Below are 26,263 nucleotides of genomic sequence, written 5' to 3'. Positions count from 1 at the left end.
GGCAGGTCAGCGCGACGTGCCGGCCCGACGCTTGTTGTAGACGTCGAAGGCCACCGCGACCAGCAGCACCAGCCCCTTGACCGCGGACTGGATGGACTGGTCCACGCCCATCAGCTGCATGCCGTTGCTCATCACCGCCATGATCAGACCACCGACCATGGCCCCGACGACGGTGCCGACCCCGCCGGTGACGGCCGCCCCGCCGATGAACGCGGCGGCGATCGCGTCCAGCTCGAACATGTTGCCGGCGGCAGGCTGCGCGCCGTTGGACCGGGAGGAGTAGATCACCCCGGCCACCGCCGACAGGAACCCCATGTTGACGAAGATCCAGAAGTTGACCGTACGCACCTTCACGCCGGACAACATCGCCGCCGACAGGTTGCCGCCGATCGCGTAGACCTGGCGGCCGAAGATGGTCCGCCGGGTGAGCAGCCCGTAGACCAGCACCAGGAAGGCGAGAATGATCAGGACGATCGGCAGGCCCCGGGCGTGGGCCAGCTGCCAGGCGAAGTACATGATGACCGCGCCGACCAGCAGCACCCGGGCGACGAAGAGCGGGAACGACTCCACCGGCTGCTGGTACCGGATCCGGGCCACCCGGGTACGGAATCCGCTGACCGCGTACCCGGCCACCGCCAGGGCGCCGATGAGCAGGGTGAAGGCGTCGTAGCCGTCGCCACCGATCAGTCCGTTGAGGAAACCCGCCGCGATGCGCTGGTACTCGGCCGGGAACGGCGACAGCGAGATGTTGTCCAGCACCTGCAGGGTGAGACCCCGGAACAGCAGCATGCCGGCCAGGGTCACGATGAAGGCCGGGATGCCGGCATAGGCCACCCAGAAGCCGTGCCAGGCGCCGACCGCCAGGCCGACGGCCAGGGCGGCCAACACCCCGACCCACCAGGGTTGCCCCTGCCGGATGACCAGGACGGCCGAGACCGCGCCGGTCAGCGCCACCACCGAGCCCACCGACAGGTCGATGTGCCCGCCGATGATCACGATGACCATGCCGATCGCGAGCACGAGGATGTAGGAGTACTGCAGGACGATGTTGGTGATGTTGCCGGGGCTCAGCAGCGTGCCCCCGGTCAGCACCGCGAAGAGGGCGACGATGACGGCCAGGGCGACGTAGATGCCGCTCTGCCGCAGGTTGCGCATGATCAGCGTACGCGGATCGGCGATGCCGGTGTGCAGGGCGATGGAGGGGGAACTCTCGGCCGCCTCGTTGTTGGTGCGCTTCATCAGACCAGGTCCCTGTCCTTTGCCATGAGCTGCATGAGTTTCTCCTGGGTGGCCTCGCCCACCGGCAGCTCACCGTTGATCCGACCGGCCGCCAGGGTGTAGATCCGGTCGCACATGCCGAGCAGCTCGGGCAGTTCGGAGGAGATCATGATGACCGCTCTGCCGTCGGCGACGAGCCGGTTGATGATCGTGTAGATCTCGAACTTCGCCCCGACGTCGATGCCCCGGGTCGGCTCGTCCAGGATCAGCACCTCCGGGTCGGTGAACAGCCACTTCGACAGGACGACCTTCTGCTGGTTGCCGCCGGAGAGCTTGCCGACTACGGCCATCACACTGGGTGCCTTGATGTTCAGGTCACGGCGACTGGACTCGGCTACCCGGATCTCCTCGTTGTCGTTGACCCAACCGAGGCGGGCGAGCTTGCCCAGGGCCGCCGCCGAGACGTTGCGGCGGATGTCCTCGATCAGGTTGAGCCCGTACCGTTTGCGGTCCTCGGTGGCGTAGGCGATGCCGTTGCGGATCGCCTCCGCGACGCTGCGGGCCCTGATCGGTCTGCCGCGCAGGAAGAGCCGACCGGAGATGTCACGCCCGTACGAGCGGCCGAAGATGCTCATCGCCAGCTCGGTACGCCCGGCGCCCATCAGCCCGGCGATGCCGACGATCTCGCCGGCCCGCACGGTCAGGTTGGCCCCGTCGACCACCCGGCGGTCCTGGGTGGGGTGGTGCACCGTCCAGTCCTCGACGCGTAGCACCTCCTCACCCGGCGAGGACACCCGCTCGGGGTAGAAGCTGTGCAGGTCGCGACCCACCATGCCGCGGATGATCTGTTCCTGGGTCACCTCGCCGGCGGTCACGTCGAGCCGTTCGACGGTCTGGCCGTCGCGGATCACCGTGATCGAGTCGGCGACGGCGGTGATCTCGTTGAGCTTGTGCGAGATCATGATGCAGGTGATGCCCTCGTCGCGGAGCCGACGCAGCAGATCGAGCAGGTGCGCCGAGTCGACGTCGTTGAGGGCGGCGGTGGGCTCGTCGAGGATGAGCAGCCGCACCTTCTTGGACAGTGCCTTGGCGATCTCCACGAGCTGCTGCTTGCCGACACCGAGCGAGATGATCGGGGTGACCGGGTTCTCCTGCAGGCCGACGGAGGCCAGCAGCTTCGCGGCGTCGGCGTTGGCCCGGTTCCAGTCGATGAGGCCGCCGGGGCCCCGCCGCTCGTTGCCGAGGAAGATGTTCTCCGCGATCGACAGGTGCGGCACCAGGGCCAACTCCTGGTGGATGATGACGATGCCGTGGGCCTCGCTGTCGCGGATGCCCTGGAACCGCACCGGCTCGCCGGCGAAGACGATCTCGCCGTCGTAGCTGCCGGCCGGATGGACGCCGGAGAGCACCTTCATCAGGGTGGACTTGCCCGCGCCGTTCTCCCCGCAGATGGCGTGGATCTCGCCCCGCCGGACGGCGAGGGAGACGTCCTGGAGTGCCGCCACTCCGGGAAAGGTCTTGGTGATGCGCCGCATCTCGAGGATGTGGTCTGCCACGTCATCCTCCTGGTCGTTGCTGGTCGGATCGGGGTCGCTGGCACGGTCGGGTGGTGCCGGGTGCGACGCCGGGCGGGTGTTGTCGCTCCCGCCGGCGTCGCACCCGGCAGCGCCGTCAGCCCTTGGCCTGACCGGAGGCGACCTCTTCGGCCGTCCAGTAACCGGAGTCGACAAGCGCCTTCGTGATGTCCTCCTTGTAGACGGTCACCACCGGCAGCAGGTACGACGGCACGACCTTGACCTTGTTGTTGTAGGTCGTGGTGTCGTTGGCCTCCGGCTGCTTTTCCTGCAGGAACGCCTCCGCCGCGACGACTGCCTGCTCGGCCAGGAGCCGGGTGTCCTTGAAGATGGTCGAGTTCTGCACGCCGTCGTTGATCAGCTTGACCGAGGCGATCTCGGCGTCCTGGCCGGTGATGACCGGGATCTTCTTGCCCGAGGCGCCGTAGCCGGCGTTCTGCAGGGCGGTGATGATGCCCCGGGAGATCCCGTCGTACGGCGACAGCACCCCGTCGACCGTCGTGCCGTCGTTGTAGGTCGAGGTCAGCAGGTTCTCCATCCGCTGCTGCGCGGTCTCCTGCTGCCAGCGCAGGATCGCCGCCTGCTCGATCCTGGTCTGGCCCGACTTGACCACCAGTGACTTGTTGTCGAGGAAGGGCTTGAGCGTCTCCATCGCGCCGTTGAAGAAGTACTGCGCGTTGTTGTCGTCGAGGGAGCCGGCGAAGATCTCGATGTTGAACGGCCCGGTGGCGGTGCCCTTCGAGCCGTCCTTGTTCTGCAGGCCGAGTCCGGCCAGGAGCGCGGTGGCCTGGGCGACGCCGACCTTGTAGTTGTCGAAGCTGACGTAGAAGTCGACGTTGGGGCTCTGCAGGATCAGCCGGTCGTAGGAGATGATCGGGATCTTCGCCTCCGCCGCCGCCTGGAGCTGGCCGCTGAGCGCGGTGCCGTCGATCGCCGCGACGATCAGCACGTCCGCACCCTGTGTGATCATCTGGTCGATCTGTTGTGACTGGGTGGGGATGTCGTCCCCGGCGTACTGGAGATCGACCTTGTATCCCTTGGCGGTCAGCTTCTCCTTGACCGAGTTGCCGTCGGCGATCCATCGCTCCGAGGTCTGCGTCGGCATCGAGACGCCGATGGTCAGGTCCCCGGGGGCCTTGTCGCCGGTGTCACCTCCGCTGCCGGCACCGTCACCACTGCAGGCCGCCATGCTGAACGCCAGGACGACGCCGCCGAGAGCTGCCAAGAACTTTCTGCGCACGGGCTTCTCCTCCCCAGGACTTCGCCGCCGGCCGCACCGACGCCGTATCTGGGCCAGTGTTAGCGCTCACATAATTGAAGGTCAATAGTGCCCTTGCAATCTGTGGGTCACATTCCCGTAACAAAGGTCGAGGTTTGTGGATTTATCCACCGTGCGGCCGGGCAGTCTGAACGGCGGCCCGTTCGCCTCAGCTCGGTGGTGCGGCGACGCTGTCCCTGGTGATCAGCGTCGGGGCGATGGTGTGCCGCAGCGCCCGGTTGCTGCCGGACTCGATCTGCTCCATCAGCAGGTCCAGACTGGCCGCCGCCACCGCGTCGAAGTCCGGCCGCACGGTGGTCAGCGGCGGAATGAAGTACGCCGCCTCGGGGACGTCGTCGAAGCCGACCACGCTGACGTCGTCCGGCACCCGCCGGCCGTGCTCGTGCAGCGCGCGCAGCACACCCAGCGCGAGATGGTCGTTGGCGGTGAAGATCGCGGTCACCGCAGGCATCCTGGCCAGCAACTGACCGCAGCGGTAGCCCGACTCCGCCGACCAGTCCGCCTGGATCAGCGGCGGCACCTCGGCCCCGGCCGCCCGGAGTGCCTGCCGCCAGCCGGCGATCCGGCCGGCGCTGTCGAACCAGTCCGCCGGGCCCGACACGTGCCAGACGGTCTGGTGACCGGCGTCGAGTAGGTGCTGGGTGGCCAGCCGGGCACCCTCCACCTGGTCGACGGTGACCAGCGGCACCGGCCGTCGGGGATCACCGTCCACGGTGACCAGCGGGATGCCGGTGGGCAGCACCTCGAGCGCCTCACCGGCGGACTCCACCGGCGCGATCACCACGATGCCGGCCACCCGGTGGGCCAGGTGCCGCTCGACGACCTGGGCGATGGAGGTCCGGTCCAGGTTGCGGACGCTGCCCACGCTGACGGCGAAACCCGCCTCGGCGGCGACGAGCTCGAAGGCGGAGAGCAGGGACGCCGGGCCGTAGAGGGTGGTGTTCTGCGCGACCACGCCCATGACCTGCGACCGGCCGGTGACCAGCGCGCGGGCGGCGCGGTTCGGGCGGTAGTGCAACTCGGCGATGGCGGCCTGCACCCGTACCCGGGTCTGCTCGCGGACGTGGGGATGCCCGTTGAGCACGCGCGACACGGTCTGGTGGGAGACACCAGCCAGGCGGGCGACGTCCCGCATCGCGGGAACGCGTACGGTCATCGCAGCCCACTCTCCGTCCGCCGCCGCGAGCTGTCGACGACGGAGGTGCCTGGTCCGGCCGCCGTGACGGCAAGCCGACGGCGGGTCCGGGCACACCACCGTGGACAACGCTAGATCAGCGAAAGTGTACGCGGCGTAGCGCTGTCCGGGGACCGCACGGCACGACCGATTGCCGCTCGCGTCCCGTGACGTTCGTCATCATCGGTGGGCGGTGCGGCTCGGGTGGGGCGACGCGGGTGGTGGTGGGCGGCACCTTCCTTTCTCGACGGACCGGCGCGACCGGTCGGGTACGCCCCCTGGCCTCCTTTTCGGCGGGCGGCCTGCCGGATTCCGGGCGGCCTGCCGGATTCCGGGCGGAGCCGGAGTGGTCGGGGAGTGGGGCGGAGTGGCCGAGCTATCGATCGAGCCGGATGTTACCGAAATATGTCGGAAGCGACAAGGGCTGGTTTCCGGGCCCGGTGAAGGCGCTCGACCGAGGCAGGTGGCCCGCTGCGGGCGCGGCTCCGCACGCGTCGACCAGGCGTGGGGAACCCAAGGTTCGTGGAGCCAACAGCCCGGAATTGCTCCAGGAATGGCTCCATCGCCGTGATCTCCCGGTGGTGTCGCGCCGTTCGTCGCGACGTGGCACCACCGGGAGCCTCGGCTGTGACGCCTCCGCTGATCAGGGGGTGGTTTGGGTGAATTGTCGGATGGTGACTTGGCCGCCGAGTTGGCCGGTGGTGTGGTGGTAGATGGCGTAGCGGTAGCCCATGAAGAATTGCCAGTTGTTGTTGAGGGTGAGGGCGTTGCCGAGGGGGGTGTAGGTGGTGCCGTTGGTGCTGTAGGAGAAGCGGGCTTGTCGGCCGGTGCCGGGTCGGATGTCGGCGGTGGCGCGTAGCCAGATGCGGGTGCCGGTGATGGGGGCGCTGGCTTGTTCGGTGCCGGTGTTGGTGGTGTCCCAGTTGGTGTTCATGGTGAGGCCGTTGGTCATGACGATTCTGGTGGTGCCGTTGTCGCGTTTGAGGCCGATGTGGGCGGAGGTGTCGCGTAGGACGGCGAGGCCGGTGCGGTCGCCGTCGCGCATGCCGGTGTGGTCGAGTTCGATGGTGGCGGTGGAGGTGGGGCCTTGGATGCGGTGGGTGAGGGTGTTGCGGGCTTTGTAGAGGTCGCTGGTGACGGTGGCGGTGGTGAGGTGGAGGCCGTTGTTGACCCTCCAGCGGGTGTTGTCGGGGTTGTGGTTCCATTCGTATTGGGGGCCGAGGGTGGTGCCGGTGAAGGTGTCGGTGCCGGTGAGGGGTTTGACGGGGCGTAGTGGTAGGGGGTTGGGGTAGGTGGTGGCCCAGCGTCCGTTGACGGTTTGGACTTGGGGCCAGCCGTCTGCGGTCCAGGTGATGGGGGCGAGGGTGGGCATGCGTCCGCCGGGGTAGGCGTCGGTGAAGGCCATGTAGTACCAGGCGCCGGTCTGGGTTTGGACGAGGCCGCCTTGGTGGGGGACGCCGCCGCCGGTGATGGGGCCGGGTAGGTCGAGTAGGACCTGGCGTTGTTCGTAGGGGCCGAAGGGTCCGTTGGTGGATTTGAGGACGTACTGGCCGTTGGCGGGTCGGGTGAGCCAGATGTAGTAGGCGCCGTTTCGTTTGTAGAAGCGGGCGCCTTCCAGGGTGCCGATGTTCGTGGGGGTTTGGTAGACCTGCTGGTTGCGGACCTGGGTGCGGCCGTCGGCGGAGAGTTGGGCGACGCTGATGCGGCCGTTGCCGTAGGCGACGTACATGGTGTCGTCGTCGTCGATGAGCATCCCGGCGTCGTAGTAGCAGTTCGGGATGGTGGTGTGTTTGTTCCAGGTGCCGTCCACGGCGGTGGCGGTGTAGATGTGGGTCTGGGCGAAGTCGATACACCCGGCCCAGTAGAACGTCCGATTCGACGGCCGGTAGTTCAGGGTCGAGGCCCAGATCCCGTCGACGTAGGCATGCGCGTTGCCGGGTAGGTCGTATTTGGTGCCGAAGTCCAGCCGGGGCACCGAGTGCCCGGCGAACTCCCAGTTCACCAGATCGTAGGAACGCAGGACGGGCGCACCCGGGGAGTAGTGCATGGTGGAGGCCGACATGTAGTACACGTCCCCGACCCGGATGATGTCCACATCCGCGAAGTCCTGCCACACCACCGGATTCGTGAAACTCCCCGACGGCGGCGGGGTCGTGGGCGGTGGGGTGGTCGGTGGCGGGGTGGTGGGGTTGGGCGGGGGAGTCGTCGGGTTGGTCGTGCCGGTGCAGGTGACGCCGTTGAGGGCGAAGCTGGTGGGTACCGGGTTCGACGAGGTCCAGGTGCCGTTGAAGCCGAAGTTGGCGCTGCCTCCGCTGGCCAGGTCGCGGTTCCAGTCGGCACCGGTGACGGTGACCTGGGTCCCGGACTGTGTCGCGGTGCCGTTCCACAGTTGACCGACCGTCTGCCCGGCCGCGAAGGACCAGGTCAGTCGCCAACCGTTGACCGGGTCGCCGAGATTGTCCACGATGACGTTGGCGCCGAAGCCACCCTGCCACTGGTTGGTGACGGTGTAGGTGACCCGGCAGGCGACCGCCGCCTGGGCGGAGACAGCGGTGACGGCGCCGGCGGCACTGACGGCGAGCGCCAGGCTCGACGCGAGCCAGAGCCGCAGTCGCGAACGTCTTTTCATCGGATTCCTTCCACTAGCGGAAAGCCGGCCCGGTGCCCGGTCGTGACGGCGTGCCGGGAGGCTGGGCCGTCAGCTGGTGACCGGTGACCGCGTTGCCGAGGGGGTGCTCGGCGGCGTCGACGGGTGAACCCGGACGTTCTCACCGTGGTCGATGCCGTCTGAGTCAGGACGGCCGAAACCCGAGGGATAGCGGCGCCTGCGGACCGGAGCCTGCCCGGGGCTCCTTGGCGCCGAGCATATCTGTTATCGTTAACATAGACAATCGTCAAGTGTGATCATCTCGTGTCGGCGTCTTGGCCAGGCGTTTTTCGGTCAACGGGCGGGCGGGGCGGCGGCGGTGCTGTCCCGGGCGATGAGGGTGGTGGACAACTCGATGCGGGTGGTGGCGAGCCGCTCGTCGGCAGCCAGGGCCAGGACCATGGTGGCAGCGGTTTCCCCCATCTCCCGCAACGGCTGCCGTACGGTCGTCATCGGCGGTCCGCACCAGCTCGTGGCCGGGATGTCGTCGAAGCCGACCACGCTGAGGTCCTGCGGGATCCGGATACCGGCCTGCCGGGCCGTCTCGTAGACACCGAGCGCCTGCAGGTCGTTGCCGCACAGGATCGCCGTCGGTGGCTCGGGCAGGCGGAGCAACTCCCGGCCGAGGTGCAGCCCGTCGTCGAAGGAGAAGTACGGCCCGGTACGCACCAGCCGTGGATCCAGCCCGCAGCCGGCGGCGTCCAGGGCGGCCCGGGCACCGTCCAGGCGGGCCTTGGCACACAACCGCTCCGTCGGCCCGGTGAGTACGGCGACCCGTCGGTGCCCGAGTGCGTGCACGTGCCGGGCGGCGTCGAAGGCGCCGCTCCAGTTGGTCGCTGCCACCGAGGGCACGGTGTGCAGCGGCGGTTCACCCGTCGGATCCAACGCCACCAGCGGGATCCCGCTCGCGGCGAGCAGGGCGTGCTGCTCGGTGGTGAAGCCGAGGTGGACCACGATCACCCCGGTCGGGCGTCGGACCAACAGGTCGTGTGCCCAGTACCTGCCCTCGGAGACCTGCCGGCGGGCGTCGGTGAAGCCGACGGTGAGCCGGTGCCCACCCACGACCCGCTCCACCCCGTGCATGATCGCCACCGCGAGGTTGCTCTGCATGCCGTAGAAGACCACCTCCACGGTGGCACTCGGCGTGACCGTGCCGGGCCGGCGGTACCCGTGTTCCCGCAGCACCGCCTCGACCCGGGCGCGGGTCTGTGCGGCCACCCCGGAGCGCCCGTTGAGCACCTTCGACACCGTCGGCGGGGAGACGTCCGCCAGCCGGCCGATCATGGTCAGCGTCATCTCTCCCCGCCGCCACCCGCGCGGCTGCGCCTCCGGCGCCGGCCGGACGAACGGTTCGGGCCCCACCCTGGGCGTCGGCACCCGATCGGGCTGCGTCCGGACCCGGGTCCGTGGCTGCCGGCTCGCCGCGTCGAGCAGTCGGGCGCGCACCGTCTCGGCCCGTTCGCGCGCGTGTGGACCCGCCGGCACCGTCTCGGTCAGGTAGCGCCGCCGCCTGCTCGACGGGTCGATCCCGGCGTACACCCGCACCCGCAGCGAACCGCTGGGCAGCTCTTCGATCTCGCCACGGGCCCGCCGGCCGGGCCTGGAGCCAGTTGGCATGGAGCCATCGTATCGACAATCGCAGTTTCTTTGCGCCGGGTGGCGCCCGGCCTCACGGGCCGCAGTAGAGCAACCTGTTCGGGGTGCCGCCGGGCACGCCGGAGACCACATTGGTGGTCGCCCGGCCGGTCAGGTAGCTGGCCACCTGCGCCGGGGTCCAGGTCGGATTGTCCGACAGGGCCAGCGCGGCACAGCCCGCCACGTGGGCCGAGGCCGTCGAGCCGCCGCTGATCGTGGCGACCGCGGTGTCGCCGGTGTGCCAGGTGGAGACGATGTTCGCGCCGGGGGCGAACAGGTCGATGCAGCTGCCGTAGTTGCCACTGGACAGCCGGGCGTCGGTGGCCGAGGTGCCCACCACGGTCAGCGCGCCGGGCACCCGCCCCGGTGAGAAGTTGCAGGCGTTGCCGCCGGAACTGCCGCCGGTGGTGACGTAGGTGATCCCCCGGTTGAGCGAGTTGGTCACCGCCGCGTCCAGCGCCGTACTGGCCGGTCCGCCGATGGCCAACTCCACCACGGCGGGTCGGACGGCGTTGGCGGTGATCCAGTCGATGCCGGCGATCACCGTGGCGGTGGTGCCGCTGCCGGCGCAGTTGAACACCCGTACCGGATGGATCCGCACGTCCTTGGCCACCCCGTGGGCGGTGCCGCCGATGGTGCCGGCGAGGTGGGTGCCGTGACCGTTGCAGTCGGCCGCCGGCAGCGCCCCGTCGACCAGGTCGATGCCGCCGCTCACCTGGTTGCCGCCGAAGTCGACGTGGGTGGCCCGGACCCCGGTGTCGACGAGGTACACGTGCACGTTGGGCGCGGTGTTCGGGTACGCGTACTGGCCGTCCAGGGGCAGGTACCGCTGGTCGATGCGGTCCAGCCCCCAGGACGGCGGGTTGGGCTGCACGCCCGGGGCGAGCAGGGCCGTACGCTGGTTCTGCTCGACCGCGGCCACCGCCGGGTCGGCGGCCAGCCGACGGGCGGCCCGCTCCGGCAGGCGTACCTCGAAGCCTTTCAGGGCGTTGCGCCAGACGTGGCCGACGGTGCCCCCGTAGCGGGCCCGCAGCCGGTCGGCGACCCGGGTGACCTCGGTGTCGGCCGCACCGGCCGACGCGCTCGCCGGGGTGTCGCGCAGCCGGACGAGGTAGCTGCCGGCGACGGCGTCGGCGGTGTCGGCGTGGCCGATGGTGCCCTCGGCGGCGCTCGCGGCGGCGGCCGGCAGCAGTGCGCCGCCGAGCGTGCCGGCCAGGGCGAGCGCGAGCAGCCGGACCCGCAGAGGTGAACTGGTCATCGTTTCTCCTCACCGGGGGGTGGCCCCGGGCGGGACCGCCTCGGGGTCGGTGGGACGACGGTGCCGATCTCCAGGAGGGGCCAGCGGGCGTGGCGGGGCCGTTCCGGCTGGCGGTCGGCCCGGTTGTGGCCGTGCCGACCGCCCACAGTGTACTCAACGGCAGTGACCCAGATAGATGTCCGTTTTACTGGAAGCTCAGTCGGGCCAGGGGTTCGACCAGTTCGCGTTCCTCGTACGACAGGTGGGAGAGCAGGGTGTCGGTCAACAGGTCGACCGCCGCGCGCAGGCCCTTCAGGTCGCCGTCGCCGCTGACCAGCGCCACCAGGGCCCGGTCGAGGCCCTCGATGACGCCGTGGATGGCGTGGTGCTCCTCCTCCAGCCGTCGGGTGACCGGCTCCAGCCGCGGATCGGCGCGACGCAGGTGCGGCAGCATGGTGGCGTCTTCGAGGGTGTGGTGGGTGGTGACGACCCGGCAGTACGACTCGCAGTAGGTGCCGAGGGTCCAGTTGTTCTGCCGCATCGTCATCTGGTTGATGTGCGAGCGGGCCGCCGCCACCCCGACGGTGCCCGCCTCGACCTGGTCGACGAGGTCGCGCACCTGGTCGAGCTCCCGCCGGAGGTGGTCGTGCACGTCGACCAGGTGCTGGCCCTGGGCCTGCTCGCGGGCGGAGTACACGTGACCCGCCGGTGGCGGCGGCCCGCTCGGGCGGGTGCTCTCGTCCCAGACGGTCGTGTCGCTGTGCCGCCGGCCGTCGTCGGGCGTCGGCGTCACCCCGAGGCCGGGGATCTCCCGCGCCACCGCCGCCGGCTGACCTGCGGTCACGGCCGTGCCGCGGTCCTGCTCGCCCGGCCCGTCCGTCCCGGGCCCGGCCGCGATGGTCCCGGTCCGGCCCGCGTCGACCAGTTCCCGGACCTGGGGTACGACCTCCAGCCCGAACCGTTGGATGTCGGTCGGGTCGTCGCTGCCCAGGATGAAGGTGCCGATCCCGTGGGTCAGGGTCAGCTCGGCCAGCTGCTCGGCCCAGTCCCCGGGGCTGCCGGTGATGGCCTGACCGCCGTTGCCGTTCCCGTCGTGGCCGAAGCTGCCGTTGATGTTGAGCAGGCGACGCACGTCGGCGGGGCGGCGGCCGGCGCGCTCGGCCGACTCGTCGATGATCCCGTTCAGCTCGGGCAGCTGCTCGACCCTGAGGTAGCCGAGGCTGGGCAGCCAACCGTCGGCGAGCCGGCCGACCAGCCGGAGCATCCTCGGCTTGTACGCCCCGACCCAGAGGCCGATGTCGTGGGCGGCGGCCGGGCCGACCTTGGCCCCGGTGACCCGGTAGTGGCTGCCCTCGACCTTCACGCTGCGCCCGGAGCGCCCCCAGATCCCGTGGATGACCCGGATCGCCTCCTCCAGCGCCTGCACCGCCTCGGCGGGGGTGCGCTGCGGGCCGCCGTTGGCCACGATCGCCTCCCAGAAGGCCCCGGCGCCCAGACCCAGCTCGACCCGACCCCCGCTGAGCAGGTCGAGGCTGGCCGCCGCGCGGGCGAGCACGGCCGGCGGGCGCAGCGGCAGGTTGGCCACGTTGGGCGAGACCCGGACCCGCTCGGTGCTCGTCGCGACCACCGACAGCAGCGTCCAGGCGTCCAGGAACGCCGGCTGGTAGGGGTGGTCCTGTACGGTGACCAGGTCCAGCCCGACCTGCTCGGTGAGCTGGGCGAGGGCGACGACCTCGTCGGCGCGGTCGGCGCGCGGGGTGAGGAACGTTCCGAACTGCAGCTCATGCCCGTAGTCGGTCACGGGGGGTACCTCCGAGACTTGGTTGACGAATCAACCATAGCCGGTCGGTCAGAAGAGGGTCGGCGGCTCGACCGGCACCGGGTCGGGCAGGGCGGCCAGCTCGGGCACCCGGGCGCGTACCTCGTCGTGGAAGCGGCGGGCCAGTACCGGCGCGTCCGCGTTGTCCGGGGTGTGCACGAACACGGTGGGGCTGCGGCCCTCGCGCAGCCACCCGGCCGTCACCCCGACCCAGTGCTGCCAGCCCTCGACCGTCCGCGCGGTGTCGTCGCGCCCCAGGTACCGCACGATCGGCCGGTCGGTCAACGCCACCGACCGGCGTGGCATCCGGGGCTTCTTCGTCCAGGCGTCACGTTCGGCGTCGCTGGTCGGCGGGGAGACGAAGAAGGCGGTGGTGTCGAACGGAACCCACTCGGCGCCGGCGACCGCGAGCGCCTCCTCCAGCAACCGCGCCGCGTCGGGGTCGGTGAAGAAGGCCGGATGGCGCACCTCCACGGCGTACCGGTAGTCGCGGGGAGCCCGCCGTAGGAACCGGGCCAGCACCGGCACGTCGTCGGGGCCGAACGAGCCCGGCACCTGGATCCAGAGCGCCCCGGTGCGCTCACCGAGCGGCTCGATCGCGGCCAGGAAGATCCGCAACTCCTCGTCGACGGCACCGAGGCGACGCTCGTGCGTGACCACCTTCGGCAGCTTGAGCACGAACCGGAAGTCGGGCCCGGTCTGGTGCACCCACGACTCGACCGTCTGTCGGGTCGGGGTGGCGTAGAAGGTGGTGTTGCCCTCGACGGCGGTGCACCAGCCGGCGTAGTCCCGCAGGCGTTCCTGCGCCGGCAACGCGTGCCCCGGCCAGGCCTTGTGCGTCCACATCGCGCACCCCACCCGAAGCCGCATCCGCCGCCACCCCTCACTACCGGTTGGCCGTCACGGTACGACAGAGCCACGACGTACGACCGAACGGGGCGAGACTGACCGGTACGCCTGGTAGCGTCCCCGACACCCTGATCGTCCTCACGAGGCTGGCCGATGCAACCACTCGCCCGCACCGCCACGCTGCCCGATCTTCAGCGTTACGTCGCCGACATGGAAAAACAGCGCGGCTTCACCGACCGTACGGTGCTCGACCAGTGTCTGATGCTCGGCGAGGAGGTTGGGGAGCTGTTCAAGGCGGTACGTAAGAACCAGCAGCTTCCGATCGGCACGACCTCGATCGTCGGCAGCGTCGACGAGGAACTGGCCGACATCCTGATCTTTCTCTGCGCCGTCGCCAACCGGTACGGTATTGATCTTGGTGATGCCCTGTGCCGCAAGGAAGAGCACAACGAGCAACGCACCTGGCGGTAGGGGCGTCGTCGGTGGCACGGAATTGTCGTACCGGGGTGTGAGGCTGCGGGTGTGGCGACGTTCGTTCTGATCCATGGCGGCGGGGGCAGCGCCTGGGACTGGCATCTGGTGGTTCCGGAGTTGTCCGGTCGAGGTCACGACGTGGTGGTGCCGGAGCTGCCGATCGGGGACAGGTCGGCCGGCTTCACCGAGTTCCGCCAGACCGTCGTGGACGCGGTCGGTGACCGGAGAGACCTCGTGGTGGTGGGCCATTCGTACGGTGCCCTCACCGCGCCGCTGGTCGCCGAGAGGTTGCCGGTGCGGCTGATCGTCCTGCTGACACCGATGATCCCGAAGCCCGGTGAGCGTCCCGGCCAGTGGTGGGACGACACCGGACACCGTGGCCCGGAGGGACTGAGCGAGGAGCAGCAGTTCTACCAGGGCGTGCCGGCCGAGACCGTCGCGGCGGCTGCGGCGCACAACCGGGAGCAGGTCAGTGCCGAGTGGGACGAGCCGTGGCCGCTGGAGGCCTGGCCGGCCGTGCCGACCAGAGTGCTGATCGCCCGCGAGGACCGGTTCTTCCCGGTGGACTTCCAGCGCCGAGTGGGCGCCGATCGGCTCGGCATCGTCCCGGACGACATGGACGGTTGCCACGCGGTGGCGCTCAGCCACCCGAAACAACTCGCCGACCGGCTGATCGCCTATCTATCCTGCTGACGACGCCGGCTGCTCGATCTCGTGCGATGCCGCGCCGGTTGACGGTTGGGTCGTGCTGACCACGAAACCGGGGTCGCGTGGCACAGTAGACGTACATCGATGCCTGAGATATGTGGCGTGGGCAGTGGTGGCTGTTCGGAGGTGTGATGACCTATCGGTTCGTGGCGGAGCGACATGACTACTCCGACCTGGCCAGCGGGGCGGTGCTGCGTTCGGCACCGGGCCATCCGGCCTTTCCTGTCCGCCTCGCCTCGGAGGTGTTCCTCCGCGCGTGGCACGCCCTGGGGCAGTCCCGGCCGCTGACCGTGTGGGATCCCTGCTGTGGTGGCGGCTATCTGCTCACCGTGCTGGGCCTGCTGCATCGGGACAAGATCGCGGCAGTTGTCGCCTCGGACATCGCCGATGGCCCGCTCCGGCTCGCCCGAGCGAACCTGGCTCTCCTGTCCGCCGAGGGAATGCGGAGGCGGACCGCCGAGCTGGAGGACCTGGCTCGCCGGTTCGGCCGGCCCTCCTACCGGGAATCCGCCGAGGCTTCTCGACGCCTGCAGGCACTGCTCGCCCAGGGGGGCGGCGACCTTCCCTATGTGGTCGGAGCGGCCGACGCCCTCGACCAACAGCAGGTGTCCGCTCTGTTGACCGCGTCACCACCGCCGGGGCTCGTGTTGACCGACCTGCCGTACGGCGAGCAGACCTCGTGGCGGGGCGCACCTCAGGAGGCGGGCCTTTCCGGCCTGCTGGGGACGCTCGGGTCGGTGCTCCCCGCCGACGCCATGGTCGCGTTGACGACACGCGGACGCCGCGTCGGTCTCCCCGCGGGCGTTCGTGCCACGGCACGATTCAAGATCGGAACGCGGGCGACGGTGCTGGTCCGGGCCAGGGCCCTGCAACCAGCGGTGGCCGGCGCCTCCGTACCGTAGCGTCAGTGTGTGCTGTGCGTGAGCTTCGGGTGTACCGTCCGCAGTGGCTGCAAAAGCATGAGTCCCACCGCTCCGTAGTCACCCCTGATGGTGGTGGGACGTCGTAGGTTCCGTGGTCGGCACACCGGCCCCGCATCCTGGTAGCGCCCTGTGTTCCCCAGGAGTACGGTCCGATATGGCGGACTGTCCGGCCTGAGGTCGGTGGGGCACCATCGGCACCCGATACCTGGGAGACGATCATGGCTGATCCCGTGACGTTCGGCGCGCGACTTCGGGCTTTTCGTGAGCGGTCGGGGAAGACCCGCCCGGTGCTGGGTGGCCTGGTTGGTCGGAGCGCCGAGTGGGTGAAGGCCCTGGAGAACGGCAAGCTTCTGCCGCCTCGGCTGCCGATGCTGTTGCGGCTGGCCGAGGTACTCGACATCGCCGATCTGGCGGCGTTGACAGGTGATCAATCCCTGCCGGTAGCGTCGGTGACCCGGGCCGGGCATCCCGACGTGGGCCGGGTCGCTGCGGCGATGCAGCGGACCGTCGTGCCGGCAGGTGATCCGACTTCGGCTGCGGTGTTGCGCGGGCTGGTCGATCAGGCCTGGCGGTTGTGGCACCGGTCCACGACGGAACGGACGGCCGTTGCTGCCGTACTACCGGGGCTGCTGGATGAGGCGCGTCGCAGTGCTCGTCGGCTGACCGGGCTGGAGCGGCGTTCGGCGTCGGTGGAACTGGCGCGGGTCTATCACCTGGCGCAGCTGTACATCGCTCACCAGCCGTATCCGGAGTTGGTGTGGTTGGCAGCCGACCGGGCGATGCTGGCCGCGCAGGACGCCGACGATCCGGCCGCGATCGCCGCTGCCGCCTGGTACTACGCGCACGTGTACCGGAGTTCGAACCAGGTCGACGCCGCCGAACAGGTCCTGGTCGATGCTGGTGGGTTGGTCGACCCTGCTGCCGGCGAGGAGCAGTTGGCGCGGTGGGGACAGGTGCAGTTGGGAATCGCGTTGGGACACAGCAAGGCGGGACGGGCGGGGCGGGCATGGCGGGCGTGGGACACTGCCGCCGAGGCGGCTGGCCGGCTCGGCGGGACGCATCCGTGGTTGATGTTCGGGTCGGCGGCGTGCGAGGCGTACTCGGTGACCATCGCGACCGACCTGTGCCGGTCCGGGGAGGCGGTGCAGCGGGCGGACAGCACCGACTACCGGGCGCTGCCCTCACAGACCCGTCGAGCGGGTTACCTGATCGAGGCCGCTAGGGCACACCTGCTGGCCCGTGGTGAGGTCGCGGCGGTGCACCTGCTGGGTCGGGCGTTGCGGGAGAGCACGGACACGGTCCGTCATCACCCGTTCGCCCGGACGGTGGCGATGGAGTTGTCGAGGCGACCGGGAACGATCGGGGAGGACGCACGTGAACTGTCGCTCGCGCTGGGGTTGACCGGGTAGGCGTGCTGTCTGGGGTATAGACCATCCCCATCACCCGCCATGACTGTTCGTAATCTGCCGATCACAGCGGTGTGGGAGCTGTTCCACCACCCTTGCGAACGAGCAGGAGACAGCCATGTTCAGACAGGCGCGTAGGGAACCGGATCGGCCCATGTCCGGGGCCGCGATGCAGGCGGCTGAGCACGAGGCGGCCCGCCAGCGGATTCTGGATCTGGCGGAGGCGGAGCGGATTCCGGTCGAGGAGACCACCCGGGTGGTCCCGGACCGGCGCAGGCGGCGTGGTCGTGAGTGAGTTGCCGGTGGGGCGTCGGGTGGCGTACTGGCGGGCTCGGCGCAGGTTGTCGCAGCAGGTGTTCGCCGATCGGCTCGGGAAGTCGAAGAGTTGGGTGGACAAGGTCGAGCGTGGGGTCCGGGCCCTGGACAGGGTCTCCACGCTCCAGGACGTCGCCGCCGTGTTGCGCATCGACACCGCAGTGCTGCTCGGCTGCGATGCCCGCCCTGTTGAGGTGACCACTCGGGCCGAGGAGTTGGAAGGTGTCCGGTCGGCCCTGTCCCGGTACGAGATCCCCCTCGGTCGGCCGCCGGGGGCTCGGCCGGTGCTGCCGGCCGATCGGATGGCCCGGCAGGTCGCGCACGCCTGGACGACGTTCCAGTACGCCCGGTACCGGCATCTGCTCGGTCTGCTGCCCGGCCTGTTGACCGATGTCCATCACTGTCACGCCGCCGATTCCGCTGGTGGGCGGGTCCCGTTGGTGCAGGTCTACCGGGTCACCGCCGCTGTTCTGGTCAAGCTCGGTGAGCCGGATCTGGCCTGGTTGGCCGCCGACCGGGCGATGACGGTCGCCACCGGCGACCGGACCCTCGTCGCGGCTGCCGCGGTGCAGCTCGGGCAGGTGTTACGCGCTGCCGGGCGGGTGCGGGTGGCGAAGTCGGCGATGCTGGCCGCCGCGTACCGGGTTGCTCCGCCGGAGCACGGTGACGGCCCGCACCTGTCGCTCTGCGGAACCCTGTTGGTGCAGGCGGCCCTGGCCGCCGCCTCCGACGGCGACGACAGCACGACAGCGGACCTCCTGGACGAGGCCGCCGCCCTGGCCGCGCAGGTGGGTGACGGCCTCGACCATCACCGGACCGGGTTCGGGCCGACCGCCGTCGCGCTGGCCCGCACCACCGCAGCCGTGGACCTCGGCGACGCCGGGCAGGCCATCGCCTGGCACGACAGCGGTATCCGCCGCGACGGCTGGCGGTGGCTGCCCACCGAACACCGCGCCGCGCACCTGATCGACACCGCCCGCGCCCATCTGCACACCAACGACCCACATGCCGCCGGCCGCATCCTCGCCGAGGCGGACCGGACCGCACCCGCCGAGGTGCGCCACCGACCCGCCGGCCGCGACCTGCTCGCCCGCATCGCCCACGAACCCGACGTGCCGGCCACCATCACCCACCTCGCGACCCGCCTCGGCATCGGCTGATGACCGGCCCGAACCTGTCTCTGGCCCAGATCCACAACCGACTGATCCTCACCGCCCGCCAGATCCTCCGACAACACGAGCCGGAGCCGGACGGACGCTGCCCCACCTGCCGTAGCACCGGTTGCCGGATCGCCGACGCCGCCCGCGACGTCATCCGGACGGTCAGCCAGGTCCGCCTCTGGCGCGTCGGCACCGCGCCGACCACAGGCGACCCGGACAACCGGCAGCAGCAGGAGTGAGACCTGGCCGCGTGTCCTGACCAGGTCAGGCCTCGTCCTCGTCCGGGTCGAAGAGTTCGATGACGGCGTCCTCGACGGCCTTTGCCGACACCGGGGTGACCACCTGGCCGCTGATGGAGCTGCCGGCCCAGCCCCGGCCGGTGAGCAGTGAGGAGGGCAGCCGGTAGTAGTCACAGCCGGCCTGGGCGACGGTCCGGTTGGCGCTCTTGACGTTCTGCTGGTTGGGCAGGATGTGCGGGATGCCCTTGGTGCTGATGTACATGAAGTCCTTCGGCATGTACAGGGTCACGTTGTCGACGCCGGCGGTAGCCAGCCGGCCGGCCAGGTTGGCGACGTCGTGTCCGGTGTGGCAGACGAGGAACCACAGCACCCGGCCGCTCAGCCCGGCGGGGGTGAACTTGGCGATCATGTCGCTCACCAGCTCGTCCAGCCAGCGCCCGCCGATCCAGGGCGCGCGCTGGTTGTTGCGCGGGTCGGTGTCGTAGCCGGAGTGGGCCAGCACGAACACCGGCTCGCTGGCGGCCAGCGGCGCGGCGAGCGGGGTCTGCATCTGCTTGATCGACGAGTTGAGCACCTGGTCACCGAGTTTGTCGGCGACCGCCTTGTTGACCTTGAAGTGATCGAGGTCAGCCTGGAACTCGGGGCTGATCTGCTCGCTGGTCTCGATGATCCAGAGCACGCGCGTCTCCTGTCGACTGGTGATGCCGGCCCTCAGGATGTGGCACCACAGCCGCTGCGGGCACCGCACTGTCGACTACCGAACAGACGCCCCCTCTCATCGGCCCGCGTTGATCATGAAGTTATGACCGTGCACACCGGCGTGTCGCGGCAATAACTTCATGATCAACGGGGTGGGCGGGGGTGGGCGGGGGCGGGGGGTCAGTGCTCTTGGTAGGTGGCCAGGTCGAAGTCGGCGTAGCCGCCGTCGCCGCCGAGGTCCTGCACCCACAGGCCGAGGAACGCCCCGGTGAACCCCCACGCCGCCGGCTCGCCGTCGATGACCAGCGCGGCGTGCTCGTCGGAGAGGATGGTGGCGTCCAACTCCACCGGCACCTGCCGCCAGCCGGCACCGAGGTCGTAGTCGAAGCGCACCACCGGGCCGTCGAAGGTCGCCCGCAGACCGACCCGGTCGGCCCGGTCGGTGTCCACGGACATCTCCGGGTACGCGGTGCGCCGCCCGCTGTCGCAGCTGAGCAGGTTGAGCACCACCCGGCCGTCGTCGTCCCGGGTCAGGTAGAGGTGATGCCAGTTCAGGGTGTTGTAGTAGGCGGTGATCCCGGCCAGCTGGCGGTGGTCGACCGGGTCGAACTCGACAACGGTCTCCAGTGAGCAGTGCGTCGCGCCGACCCGCCGGGCGACCAGGCTGGGGGTCCGCCGACCCACCGGTGACTGCCCACCGTGGATCCGCAGGTACGACGGGCGGCTGCGCAGGTCGAGCCAGTCCTCGCTGGCCGGCCGGCGCAGCGTCGACCAGCTCGGTGCCAACCGCGGGTCGTCGAAGTGGTCGGTGGCGGGCTCGGCCGGCCACGGGTGTGCCGGCAGGTCCGGTGCGGTGACCTCGTCGGCCGGCACGCCACCGGGGATGCGGGGCCAGTCACCGGCCGGCCACTCGACCCGCTGGATCGCGGTCTCCCGGCCCAGCACGCAGTTGCCCAGCGGCGTGTAGGGGCGTCCGACCAGGTGCGCGAGGTACCACTCGCCGCGCGGGGTCTGGACCAGGCTGCCGTGTCCGGCCTTCTGCAACCGCAGTTCCGGGCGCCCCGCCGAGGTCAACAGCGGCCCGTCCGGGTCCACCTCGTACGGCCCGAACAGCTCGCGGGAACGCGCCACCGTCACCTGGTGCTCCCAGCTGGTGCCCCCCTCGGCGGTGACCAGCCAGTACCACCCCTCGTGGCGGTACAGGTGGGGGCCCTCGGTGAGCCCGACCGGGGTGCCGGTGAACAGCAGCCGGGGCCGGCCGACCAGCCGGCGCGAGGCCCGGTCGTACTGCTGGATCTCGATGCCGCCGAAGCGGTCGCGGCCGGGCCGCCAGTCGGCGCTCATGCTCAGCACCCAGGTGGTGCCGTCGTCGTCGTGGAAGAACGAGGCGTCGAAACCACGCCCGTGCAGCCGTACCGGATCCGACCAGGGCCCGGCGATGTCCCGGGCGGTGACCAGGAAGTTCTGCGGGTCCCAGTAGCCGCTGGCGAAGCTGGCCACGTCGCTGTAGACGAGGAAGAACTCCCCGTCGTGCCAGGTCAGGTCCGGGGCCCAGACGCCGTTGGAGTCACCGCAGCCGCGCAGGTCGAGCAGGCGGCGTTCGGTGATGATCCCGCCCAGGGCACGCCAGTGCACCAGGTCGCGGGAGTGGTGCACCCGGACGCCCGGATACCACTCGAAGGTGGAGGTGGCCAGGTAGTAGTCGTCGTCGACCCGCAGGATCGACGGGTCCGGATGGAACCCGGCGAGGACGGGGTTGCGGATCGACCGGGTAGTGGTCGCCACGTCAGCGGTCTCGGTCGACACGTCGGCTCCTCTGCGGAAGGCTCTCGGCTCTCGGCAAACTTCCGGCCTCATGGGCCGGCAGATTCGGAAGTACCGACCACGTTAGCCGGTTGTGTCGGCATAGGACAGACCCCTTGACCCGGACTGAAACGACGTCGTAGCGTGCCGGCCATCGATCGGTAATTCCGCACAGACACCGAAAGTTCCGGAGCCAGAACTTCGAATAACCGTCGACCCGTCGGCGTGCCCGTACCCGTCAGTTCCCGAAGGGATGATCATGACCGCCCCTCTCTCCCGTAGATCCTTGCTCGGCCTCGTCGGCGCCGGTGCTGGCGCGTACCTGCTCGGCGGTTGTAGCGGTGACGACTCCAGCGACGACCCGGACGCCCCGCAGACCATCAACTGGTGGCACATCCAGAACACCGAGCCGATGCTGCCGGTGTGGGCGGCCATGGCCGAGGAGTACAGGGGCGCCCACTCCAACGTCACCATCGAGATCCAGCCGCTGGAGAACGAGGCCTTCAAGGCCAAGCTGACCACCGCCACCCAGGCCGGCTCCCCGCCCGACCTCTTCCAGTCCTGGGGCGGGGGAGTGCTCAAGCAGCAGCTGGACGCGGGCCTGGTCAAGGACCTCACCGACGACGTGAAGCCCTGGGTCGACGGTCTCCTGCCGGCCTCCCTGCAGCCGTACACCATCGACGGCAGGATCTACGGCATCCCGTTCGACGTCGGAATGGTCGGTTTCTGGTACAACAAGGATCTTTTCTCGCAGGCCGGGATCACCGAGACGCCCACCACCTGGGCCGGCGTCCTGGACACCGTCCGCAAGCTCAAGGCGGCCGGGACCGTGCCGATCGCCCTGGCCGGCAAGGACAAGTGGCCGGTGCACAACTACTGGGCGTACCTGGCCATGCGCATCGGTGGGCTGGGCGCGCTGCAGCAGGCCGCCAAGGACGGCAACTTCGACACCCCCGACTTCGTCGCCGCCGGTGAACGCCTCAAGGAGCTGGCCGACCTGCAGCCCTTCCAGCCGGGCTTCCTCGGTGCCGAGTACGGCTCACCGGACGGCCAGGCCGCCATCATGGGCAACGGCGGCGCGGCCATGGAACTCATGGGCCAGTGGGCCCCGTCGATGCAGGCGTCCAGCTCCACCAGCAAGAAGGGGATCGGCGACAAGCTCGGCTTCTTCACCTTCCCCACCGTCGAGGGCGGCAAGGGCAACGCCACCGACGCCTTCGGCGGCGGCAACGGCTTCGCCGTCGGCAAGGACGCCCCCGCCGCCACCATCGACTTCCTCAAGTTCCTGCTCACCGCGGACAACCAGCGCACGTCCGCCAAGACCGGGGCGGTGCTGCCGACGGTGAAGGAGGCCGTCGACGCCGTCACCGACGCCAACAACAAGACCGTCGCGGAGACCCTGGCCAGCGCCACCGGCTTCCAGCTCTACCTCGACCAGGCGTACCCGCCGGCCGTCGGCCAGCAGGTCAACGACAGCGTCGCCGAACTGGTCGCCGGCTCCAAGACGCCCGCGCAGATCGTCAAGGACATCACCCAGGTGGCGAAGAGCCAGTAGCGATGCCCAGCCACCACCGACCCCCAGCCGGCCGCGCGACCCGAGTGGAGCAGGAATGACCACATCCTCGACCATGTCGGGTCCGCGGCCCGGCGGCCCGGAAGCCGCACCCGCGGCGTCGGGCCCGGCCACGCGCGGCGGCCGGCCCCGGGCGGGCCGTCGCCTCACCCTCGCGGTGTTCCTCACCCCGGCCCTGCTGCTGTTCCTGCTGCTGGTCGTCGCCCCGATCGTGGTGGCCAGCTACGCCAGCCTGTTCAAGTGGAACGGCTTCGGCCTGCCGGAGAACTTCGTCGGGCTGGACAACTACACCCGAGCCTTCGCCGACCCGGTCTTCCGCGGCGACCTGGTCCACGGCGCCATCCTGATCGTGCTCTCCCTGGTGGTCCAGCTGCCCTTCGCGATGGCCCTGGCCATGCTGCTCAACCAGCCGCTGCGCGGCCGGGCGATCTACCGGGTGATCTTCTTCGCCCCGTACGTGCTCTCCGAGGTGACCACCGCGGTCCTGTTCAACCTGGTGTTCAGCCCGAACCGGGGCATGGGGGACGCGATCTCCCGGTTGCTGGGCGCCGAGGCCGGGGCGATCTTCGCCGACCCGGACACCGTCCTGTTCGGGGTCTTCCTGGTGGTGAGCTGGAAGTACTTCGGCCTCTACATGATTCTCTTCCTGGCCGCCCGGCAGGGCATCCCCAGGGAACTCAACGAGGCCGCCCGCACCGACGGCGCCGGCGCCTGGCAGGCCTTCCGGCACGTCACCCTGCCGCTGCTCGGCCCGACCATCCGGATCGCGGTGTTCCTGTCGGTGATCGGCGCCATCCAACTCTTCGACATGGTGTGGGTGCTCACCGGCGGCGGACCGATCCACGCCTCCGAGACCATGGCGGTCACCATGTTCCAGTACGGCTTCCGCCGCTTCGAGGTCGGTTACGCCAGCGCGATCAGCATCATCATGTTCCTGCTGAGCCTCGTCTTCGCCCTCTTCTACCAGCGCCTCGTGCTGCGCCGGGACACCGAGGGCGCGCTCACCACCCAGGGAGGCCAACGATGACCGGCACGACGAACTCTTCGGCGCGTTCCCGCCGCCTGGTGCTGCACCTGGTCTGCATCGCCGTCGGCGCGCTCATCGTCGTACCGGTCTGGTTCGGGGTGATCGGCGGGTTCAAGGACAACGGGCAGCTCTCCACCAACCCGCTCGGGCTGCCCGACCCCTGGACGCCCGGCAACTACACCGACATCCTCAGCTCGCAGGTGTTCTACCGCAACCTCTTCAACAGCCTGCTGGTCGCGGTCAGCAGCACCTTCATCGTGGTCGCCACCGCGGCGATGGCGGCCTTCGTCTTCGCCCGCTACGCCTTCCGGGGCAGGGAACTTCTGGTCACGCTCTTCGCCATCGGGCTGATGTTCCCGTTCGCGGTGGCCATCCTGCCGCTGTTCGTCCTGCTGCGCAGCGCCGGACTGCTGGACAACCCGCTCGGGGTGATCCTGCCCCAGGCGGCCTTCGGGCTGCCGATCACCATCATCATCCTGCGCCAGTTCTTCCGGACCATCCCCGGCGAGGTCGAGGAGGCGGCCACCCTCGACGGCTGTGGACCGTTCGGCTTCTTCTGGCGGATCCTGCTGCCGATGGCCCGTCCCGCGCTGGCCACCGTCTCGGTGCTGGCCATCGTGGCCAGCTGGAACAACTTCATGCTTCCGCTGGTCGTCTTCACCGACCAGAGCTGGTGGACGCTGCCGCTGGGGGTCCAGGCCTTCCAGGGTCAGTACGCCGACGACACCGCCCGGGTGCTCGCCTACGTCGTGCTGTCCATGGTGCCCGCGCTGGCCTTCTACGCTGTCGCGGAACGCCAGCTCATCGGCGGTCTGGCCGGCAGCGTCAAGGGGTGACGTACCGCCGGTCCGGTAGCCTTGCGCGACCGTAGGCCCAAGCCAGAAAGAAAGGGTGGACCGTGGGTTCCGACCACAACCGAAACGTCACCATCGCGATGATCGCGCGCCTGGCCGGCGTTTCCGTGCCCACGGTCTCCCGGGTGATCAACGGTCGCTCCGACGTCGCTCCCGGGACCCGGGAGCGCGTCGAGGACCTGCTGACCACGCACGGGTACCGCCGCCGCTCGCCGGGCCGACGGCCCAGCTCGGCCCTGATCGACCTGGTCTTCAACGACCTGGACAGCCCGTGGGCGGTGGAGATCATCCGGGGGGTGGAGGACGTCGCGCACGCCAGCGGCACCGGCACCGTCGTCTCGGCCATCCACCGGCGTACCTCATCGGCCAAGCAGTGGCTGGACAACATGCGCAACCGGTCCACCGAGGGGGTCATCTTCGTGACCTCGATGGTGGCACCCCCGCTGCAGGCCGAACTGCACCGGCTCAACCTGCCCGTGGTGATGGTCGACCCCGCCGGGGTGAGCCTGCAGGAGAACCCGACCATCGGCGCCACCAACTGGGCCGGCAGCCTGGGCGCCAGCCAGTACCTGCTCGGCCTCGGCCACCGCCGGATCGGCTTCATCGCCGGCCCACCGCAACTGATGTGCAGCCGGGCCCGGATGGACGGTTACCGGGCCGCCCTCAACGCCGCCGGCATCGCCGTCGACGACGCCCTGATCCGCCCCGGCAACTTCTACCACGAGTCCGGGTACGCCGCCGGCACCCAACTGCTGGGGCTGGCCGACCCGCCCACCGCGATCTTCGCCGCCAGCGACCAGATGGCGCTCGGCGTCTACGAGGCGGTGCGCAAGCGCGGCCTGCGGGTGCCCGACGACATCAGCGTGGTCGGCTTCGACGACCTGCCGGAGGTACGGTGGTGCTCGCCGCCGCTGACCACGATCCGCCAGCCACTTGCCGAGATGGGCATGCTGGCCGCCCGCACCGTGCTGCGCCTGGCCAACGGCGAGAAGATCGAGAGCCCACGGGTGGAACTCGCCACCGAACTCGTCATCCGCGACAGCGCCGCCCCACCCAAGCAGCCCTGACGTCGCCGTCCACGGTCACCTCCCGGTCCGAGGGTCGTGCCGGGTGGCTAGCGGGTGGCCTCGTCGGGGACGGGGCGCGGATGCCGCAAGGCGACCAGCAGGGCGGTCATCATGCCGGCCACCAGCAGGAACCTCGTCAGGCTGGACAGCACCGTGTCGCCGGTGGAGTGGGCCGGGAAGACGTCCTGCACGAGCCAGCCGACGCCCAACCCCAGACCGAGGCAGACGTGCATCACGGCCCGCAGGCGCGGCAGGGGTTGCGGGCGACCGAACAGCCGGGGCACCGCGCCACCGCGGCTCCTGACGAGCAGCACGGCGGCGATGGCGAGGTTGCCCACGGCCACCATCACGGCCAGGGTCACTTCCACGGCTCCCATGCGGCCACACGCTATCGCATCGGAGCCCGCGGTCGGGGCGTGCGAACACCGGCCGGCCTGATACAGCCTCCGACCCGGCCGACAATGCGGTCGCCGGGCCGCCTTCGCCGTACTAAGCTGGTCGCCGTGCGGTGCCCGTGACCGACCCGGCGCACCGACCGTGATCCGGTCCGCGCGAGCGGACCGGACGCCCAGCGAGGAGACAG

Annotated in this window: 23 protein-coding genes; 11 read left to right on the top strand and 12 right to left on the bottom strand. The window is 70.0% G+C overall.

Annotation, left to right across the window (positions count from 1 at the left end; genetic code table 11):
• Window positions 1-6: 6 nt before the first annotated feature.
• The 9 genes from mmsB to GA0070617_RS18155 form a co-directional block, all read right to left on the bottom strand.
• Window positions 7-1,239: a multiple monosaccharide ABC transporter permease gene (mmsB, locus tag GA0070617_RS18195; RefSeq protein WP_091439668.1), complete on the bottom strand. Its 1,233-nt coding sequence runs from the start codon at window positions 1,237-1,239 to the stop codon at window positions 7-9.
• Window positions 1,239-2,774 (bottom strand): multiple monosaccharide ABC transporter ATP-binding protein, encoded by a 1,536-nt coding sequence (gene mmsA / locus GA0070617_RS18190; protein WP_091439664.1) that lies wholly within the window; start codon window positions 2,772-2,774, stop codon window positions 1,239-1,241. Before mmsA ends, mmsB begins: the two co-directional genes overlap by 1 nt.
• Window positions 2,775-2,889: 115 nt before the next feature.
• Window positions 2,890-4,032: a multiple monosaccharide ABC transporter substrate-binding protein gene (gene chvE / locus GA0070617_RS18185; RefSeq protein ID WP_091439661.1), complete on the bottom strand. Its 1,143-nt coding sequence runs from the start codon at window positions 4,030-4,032 to the stop codon at window positions 2,890-2,892.
• Window positions 4,033-4,219: 187 nt separating this feature from the next.
• A complete protein-coding gene (locus GA0070617_RS18180; RefSeq protein WP_091439658.1) occupies window positions 4,220-5,227 on the bottom strand; it encodes a LacI family DNA-binding transcriptional regulator in 1,008 nt (335 codons plus the stop codon).
• 661 nt (window positions 5,228-5,888) lie between these two features.
• Entirely contained in the window at window positions 5,889-7,874 is a 1,986-nt protein-coding gene (locus GA0070617_RS18175; protein WP_091439653.1) for a family 43 glycosylhydrolase, read from the bottom strand.
• A gap of 312 nt (window positions 7,875-8,186) precedes the next feature.
• Window positions 8,187-9,509: a LacI family DNA-binding transcriptional regulator gene (locus tag GA0070617_RS18170; RefSeq protein ID WP_229688568.1), complete on the bottom strand. Its 1,323-nt coding sequence runs from the start codon at window positions 9,507-9,509 to the stop codon at window positions 8,187-8,189.
• A gap of 52 nt (window positions 9,510-9,561) precedes the next feature.
• Complete coding sequence (locus GA0070617_RS18165; RefSeq protein ID WP_091439649.1) at window positions 9,562-10,785, bottom strand: S8 family peptidase; 1,224 nt, start codon at window positions 10,783-10,785, stop codon at window positions 9,562-9,564.
• Window positions 10,786-10,969: 184 nt separating this feature from the next.
• Window positions 10,970-12,565, bottom strand: coding sequence for an LLM class flavin-dependent oxidoreductase (locus GA0070617_RS18160; protein ID WP_091439645.1), 1,596 nt, complete (start codon window positions 12,563-12,565; stop codon window positions 10,970-10,972).
• 48 nt (window positions 12,566-12,613) lie between these two features.
• Window positions 12,614-13,429 carry a DUF72 domain-containing protein gene (locus tag GA0070617_RS18155; protein ID WP_217628837.1) on the bottom strand — a complete coding sequence of 272 codons (816 nt, stop codon included), beginning with the start codon at window positions 13,427-13,429 and terminating at the stop codon, window positions 12,614-12,616.
• Between the two features lie 156 nt (window positions 13,430-13,585).
• Here GA0070617_RS18155 and GA0070617_RS18150 point away from each other — a divergent pair, with 156 nt between their 5' ends.
• The 7 genes from GA0070617_RS18150 to GA0070617_RS18125 all read left to right on the top strand — a co-directional run bounded on the left by GA0070617_RS18150 (window position 13,586) and on the right by GA0070617_RS18125 (window position 18,657).
• The gene (locus tag GA0070617_RS18150) at window positions 13,586-13,903 is read left to right on the top strand and encodes a MazG nucleotide pyrophosphohydrolase domain-containing protein (protein WP_091439638.1); all 318 of its coding nucleotides are present in this window, start codon (window positions 13,586-13,588) and stop codon (window positions 13,901-13,903) included.
• Window positions 13,904-13,954: 51 nt separating this feature from the next.
• Complete coding sequence (locus tag GA0070617_RS18145; protein ID WP_091439634.1) at window positions 13,955-14,599, top strand: alpha/beta fold hydrolase; 645 nt, start codon at window positions 13,955-13,957, stop codon at window positions 14,597-14,599.
• A 146-nt stretch (window positions 14,600-14,745) separates the two neighbouring features.
• Window positions 14,746-15,516, top strand: coding sequence for an rRNA methyltransferase (locus tag GA0070617_RS18140; RefSeq protein WP_091446617.1), 771 nt, complete (start codon window positions 14,746-14,748; stop codon window positions 15,514-15,516).
• A gap of 239 nt (window positions 15,517-15,755) precedes the next feature.
• On the top strand, window positions 15,756-16,946 hold the full coding sequence (locus tag GA0070617_RS18135) for a helix-turn-helix domain-containing protein (protein WP_091439630.1): 1,191 nt from the start codon (window positions 15,756-15,758) through the stop codon (window positions 16,944-16,946).
• Between the two features lie 115 nt (window positions 16,947-17,061).
• On the top strand, window positions 17,062-17,238 hold the full coding sequence (locus GA0070617_RS30665) for a hypothetical protein (protein WP_175440382.1): 177 nt from the start codon (window positions 17,062-17,064) through the stop codon (window positions 17,236-17,238).
• Entirely contained in the window at window positions 17,231-18,418 is a 1,188-nt protein-coding gene (locus GA0070617_RS18130) for a helix-turn-helix domain-containing protein (protein WP_229688569.1), read from the top strand. Before GA0070617_RS30665 ends, GA0070617_RS18130 begins: the two co-directional genes overlap by 8 nt.
• Window positions 18,418-18,657, top strand: coding sequence for a hypothetical protein (locus tag GA0070617_RS18125; protein ID WP_091439627.1), 240 nt, complete (start codon window positions 18,418-18,420; stop codon window positions 18,655-18,657). The genes GA0070617_RS18130 and GA0070617_RS18125 overlap by 1 nt, the downstream gene beginning before the upstream one ends.
• A gap of 25 nt (window positions 18,658-18,682) precedes the next feature.
• Here the strand turns inward: GA0070617_RS18125 and GA0070617_RS18120 are convergent, their stop codons facing one another.
• Together GA0070617_RS18120 and GA0070617_RS18115 are read right to left on the bottom strand one after the other, a co-directional pair.
• Complete coding sequence (locus GA0070617_RS18120; RefSeq protein WP_091439624.1) at window positions 18,683-19,336, bottom strand: hypothetical protein; 654 nt, start codon at window positions 19,334-19,336, stop codon at window positions 18,683-18,685.
• A gap of 200 nt (window positions 19,337-19,536) precedes the next feature.
• The gene (locus GA0070617_RS18115) at window positions 19,537-21,162 is read right to left on the bottom strand and encodes a glycoside hydrolase family 43 protein (protein WP_217628836.1); all 1,626 of its coding nucleotides are present in this window, start codon (window positions 21,160-21,162) and stop codon (window positions 19,537-19,539) included.
• 256 nt (window positions 21,163-21,418) lie between these two features.
• On the opposite strand from GA0070617_RS18115, the gene GA0070617_RS18110 reads away from it, so the two are divergent.
• The 4 genes from GA0070617_RS18110 to GA0070617_RS18095 all read left to right on the top strand — a co-directional run bounded on the left by GA0070617_RS18110 (window position 21,419) and on the right by GA0070617_RS18095 (window position 25,680).
• Entirely contained in the window at window positions 21,419-22,714 is a 1,296-nt protein-coding gene (locus GA0070617_RS18110) for an extracellular solute-binding protein (protein WP_091446613.1), read from the top strand.
• Window positions 22,715-22,769: 55 nt separating this feature from the next.
• Window positions 22,770-23,759 (top strand): carbohydrate ABC transporter permease, encoded by a 990-nt coding sequence (locus GA0070617_RS18105; protein ID WP_091439617.1) that lies wholly within the window; start codon window positions 22,770-22,772, stop codon window positions 23,757-23,759.
• The gene (locus GA0070617_RS18100; RefSeq protein ID WP_091439613.1) at window positions 23,756-24,595 is read left to right on the top strand and encodes a carbohydrate ABC transporter permease; all 840 of its coding nucleotides are present in this window, start codon (window positions 23,756-23,758) and stop codon (window positions 24,593-24,595) included. Before GA0070617_RS18105 ends, GA0070617_RS18100 begins: the two co-directional genes overlap by 4 nt.
• 98 nt (window positions 24,596-24,693) lie before the next feature.
• The gene (locus tag GA0070617_RS18095) at window positions 24,694-25,680 is read left to right on the top strand and encodes a LacI family DNA-binding transcriptional regulator (protein WP_373868412.1); all 987 of its coding nucleotides are present in this window, start codon (window positions 24,694-24,696) and stop codon (window positions 25,678-25,680) included.
• Between the two features lie 47 nt (window positions 25,681-25,727).
• Here GA0070617_RS18095 and GA0070617_RS18090 read toward each other — a convergent pair whose 3' ends face one another.
• Entirely contained in the window at window positions 25,728-26,057 is a 330-nt protein-coding gene (locus tag GA0070617_RS18090) for a hypothetical protein (RefSeq protein ID WP_139135703.1), read from the bottom strand.
• Window positions 26,058-26,263: the final 206 nt, after the last annotated feature.

It is taken from the genome of Micromonospora yangpuensis (assembly GCF_900091615.1).
GTDB classification, from domain to species: Bacteria; Actinomycetota; Actinomycetes; order Mycobacteriales; family Micromonosporaceae; genus Micromonospora; species Micromonospora yangpuensis.
The sequence above is the reverse complement of the archived record's forward strand: the minus strand, read 5'-3'. Positions and strand labels throughout refer to the sequence as shown.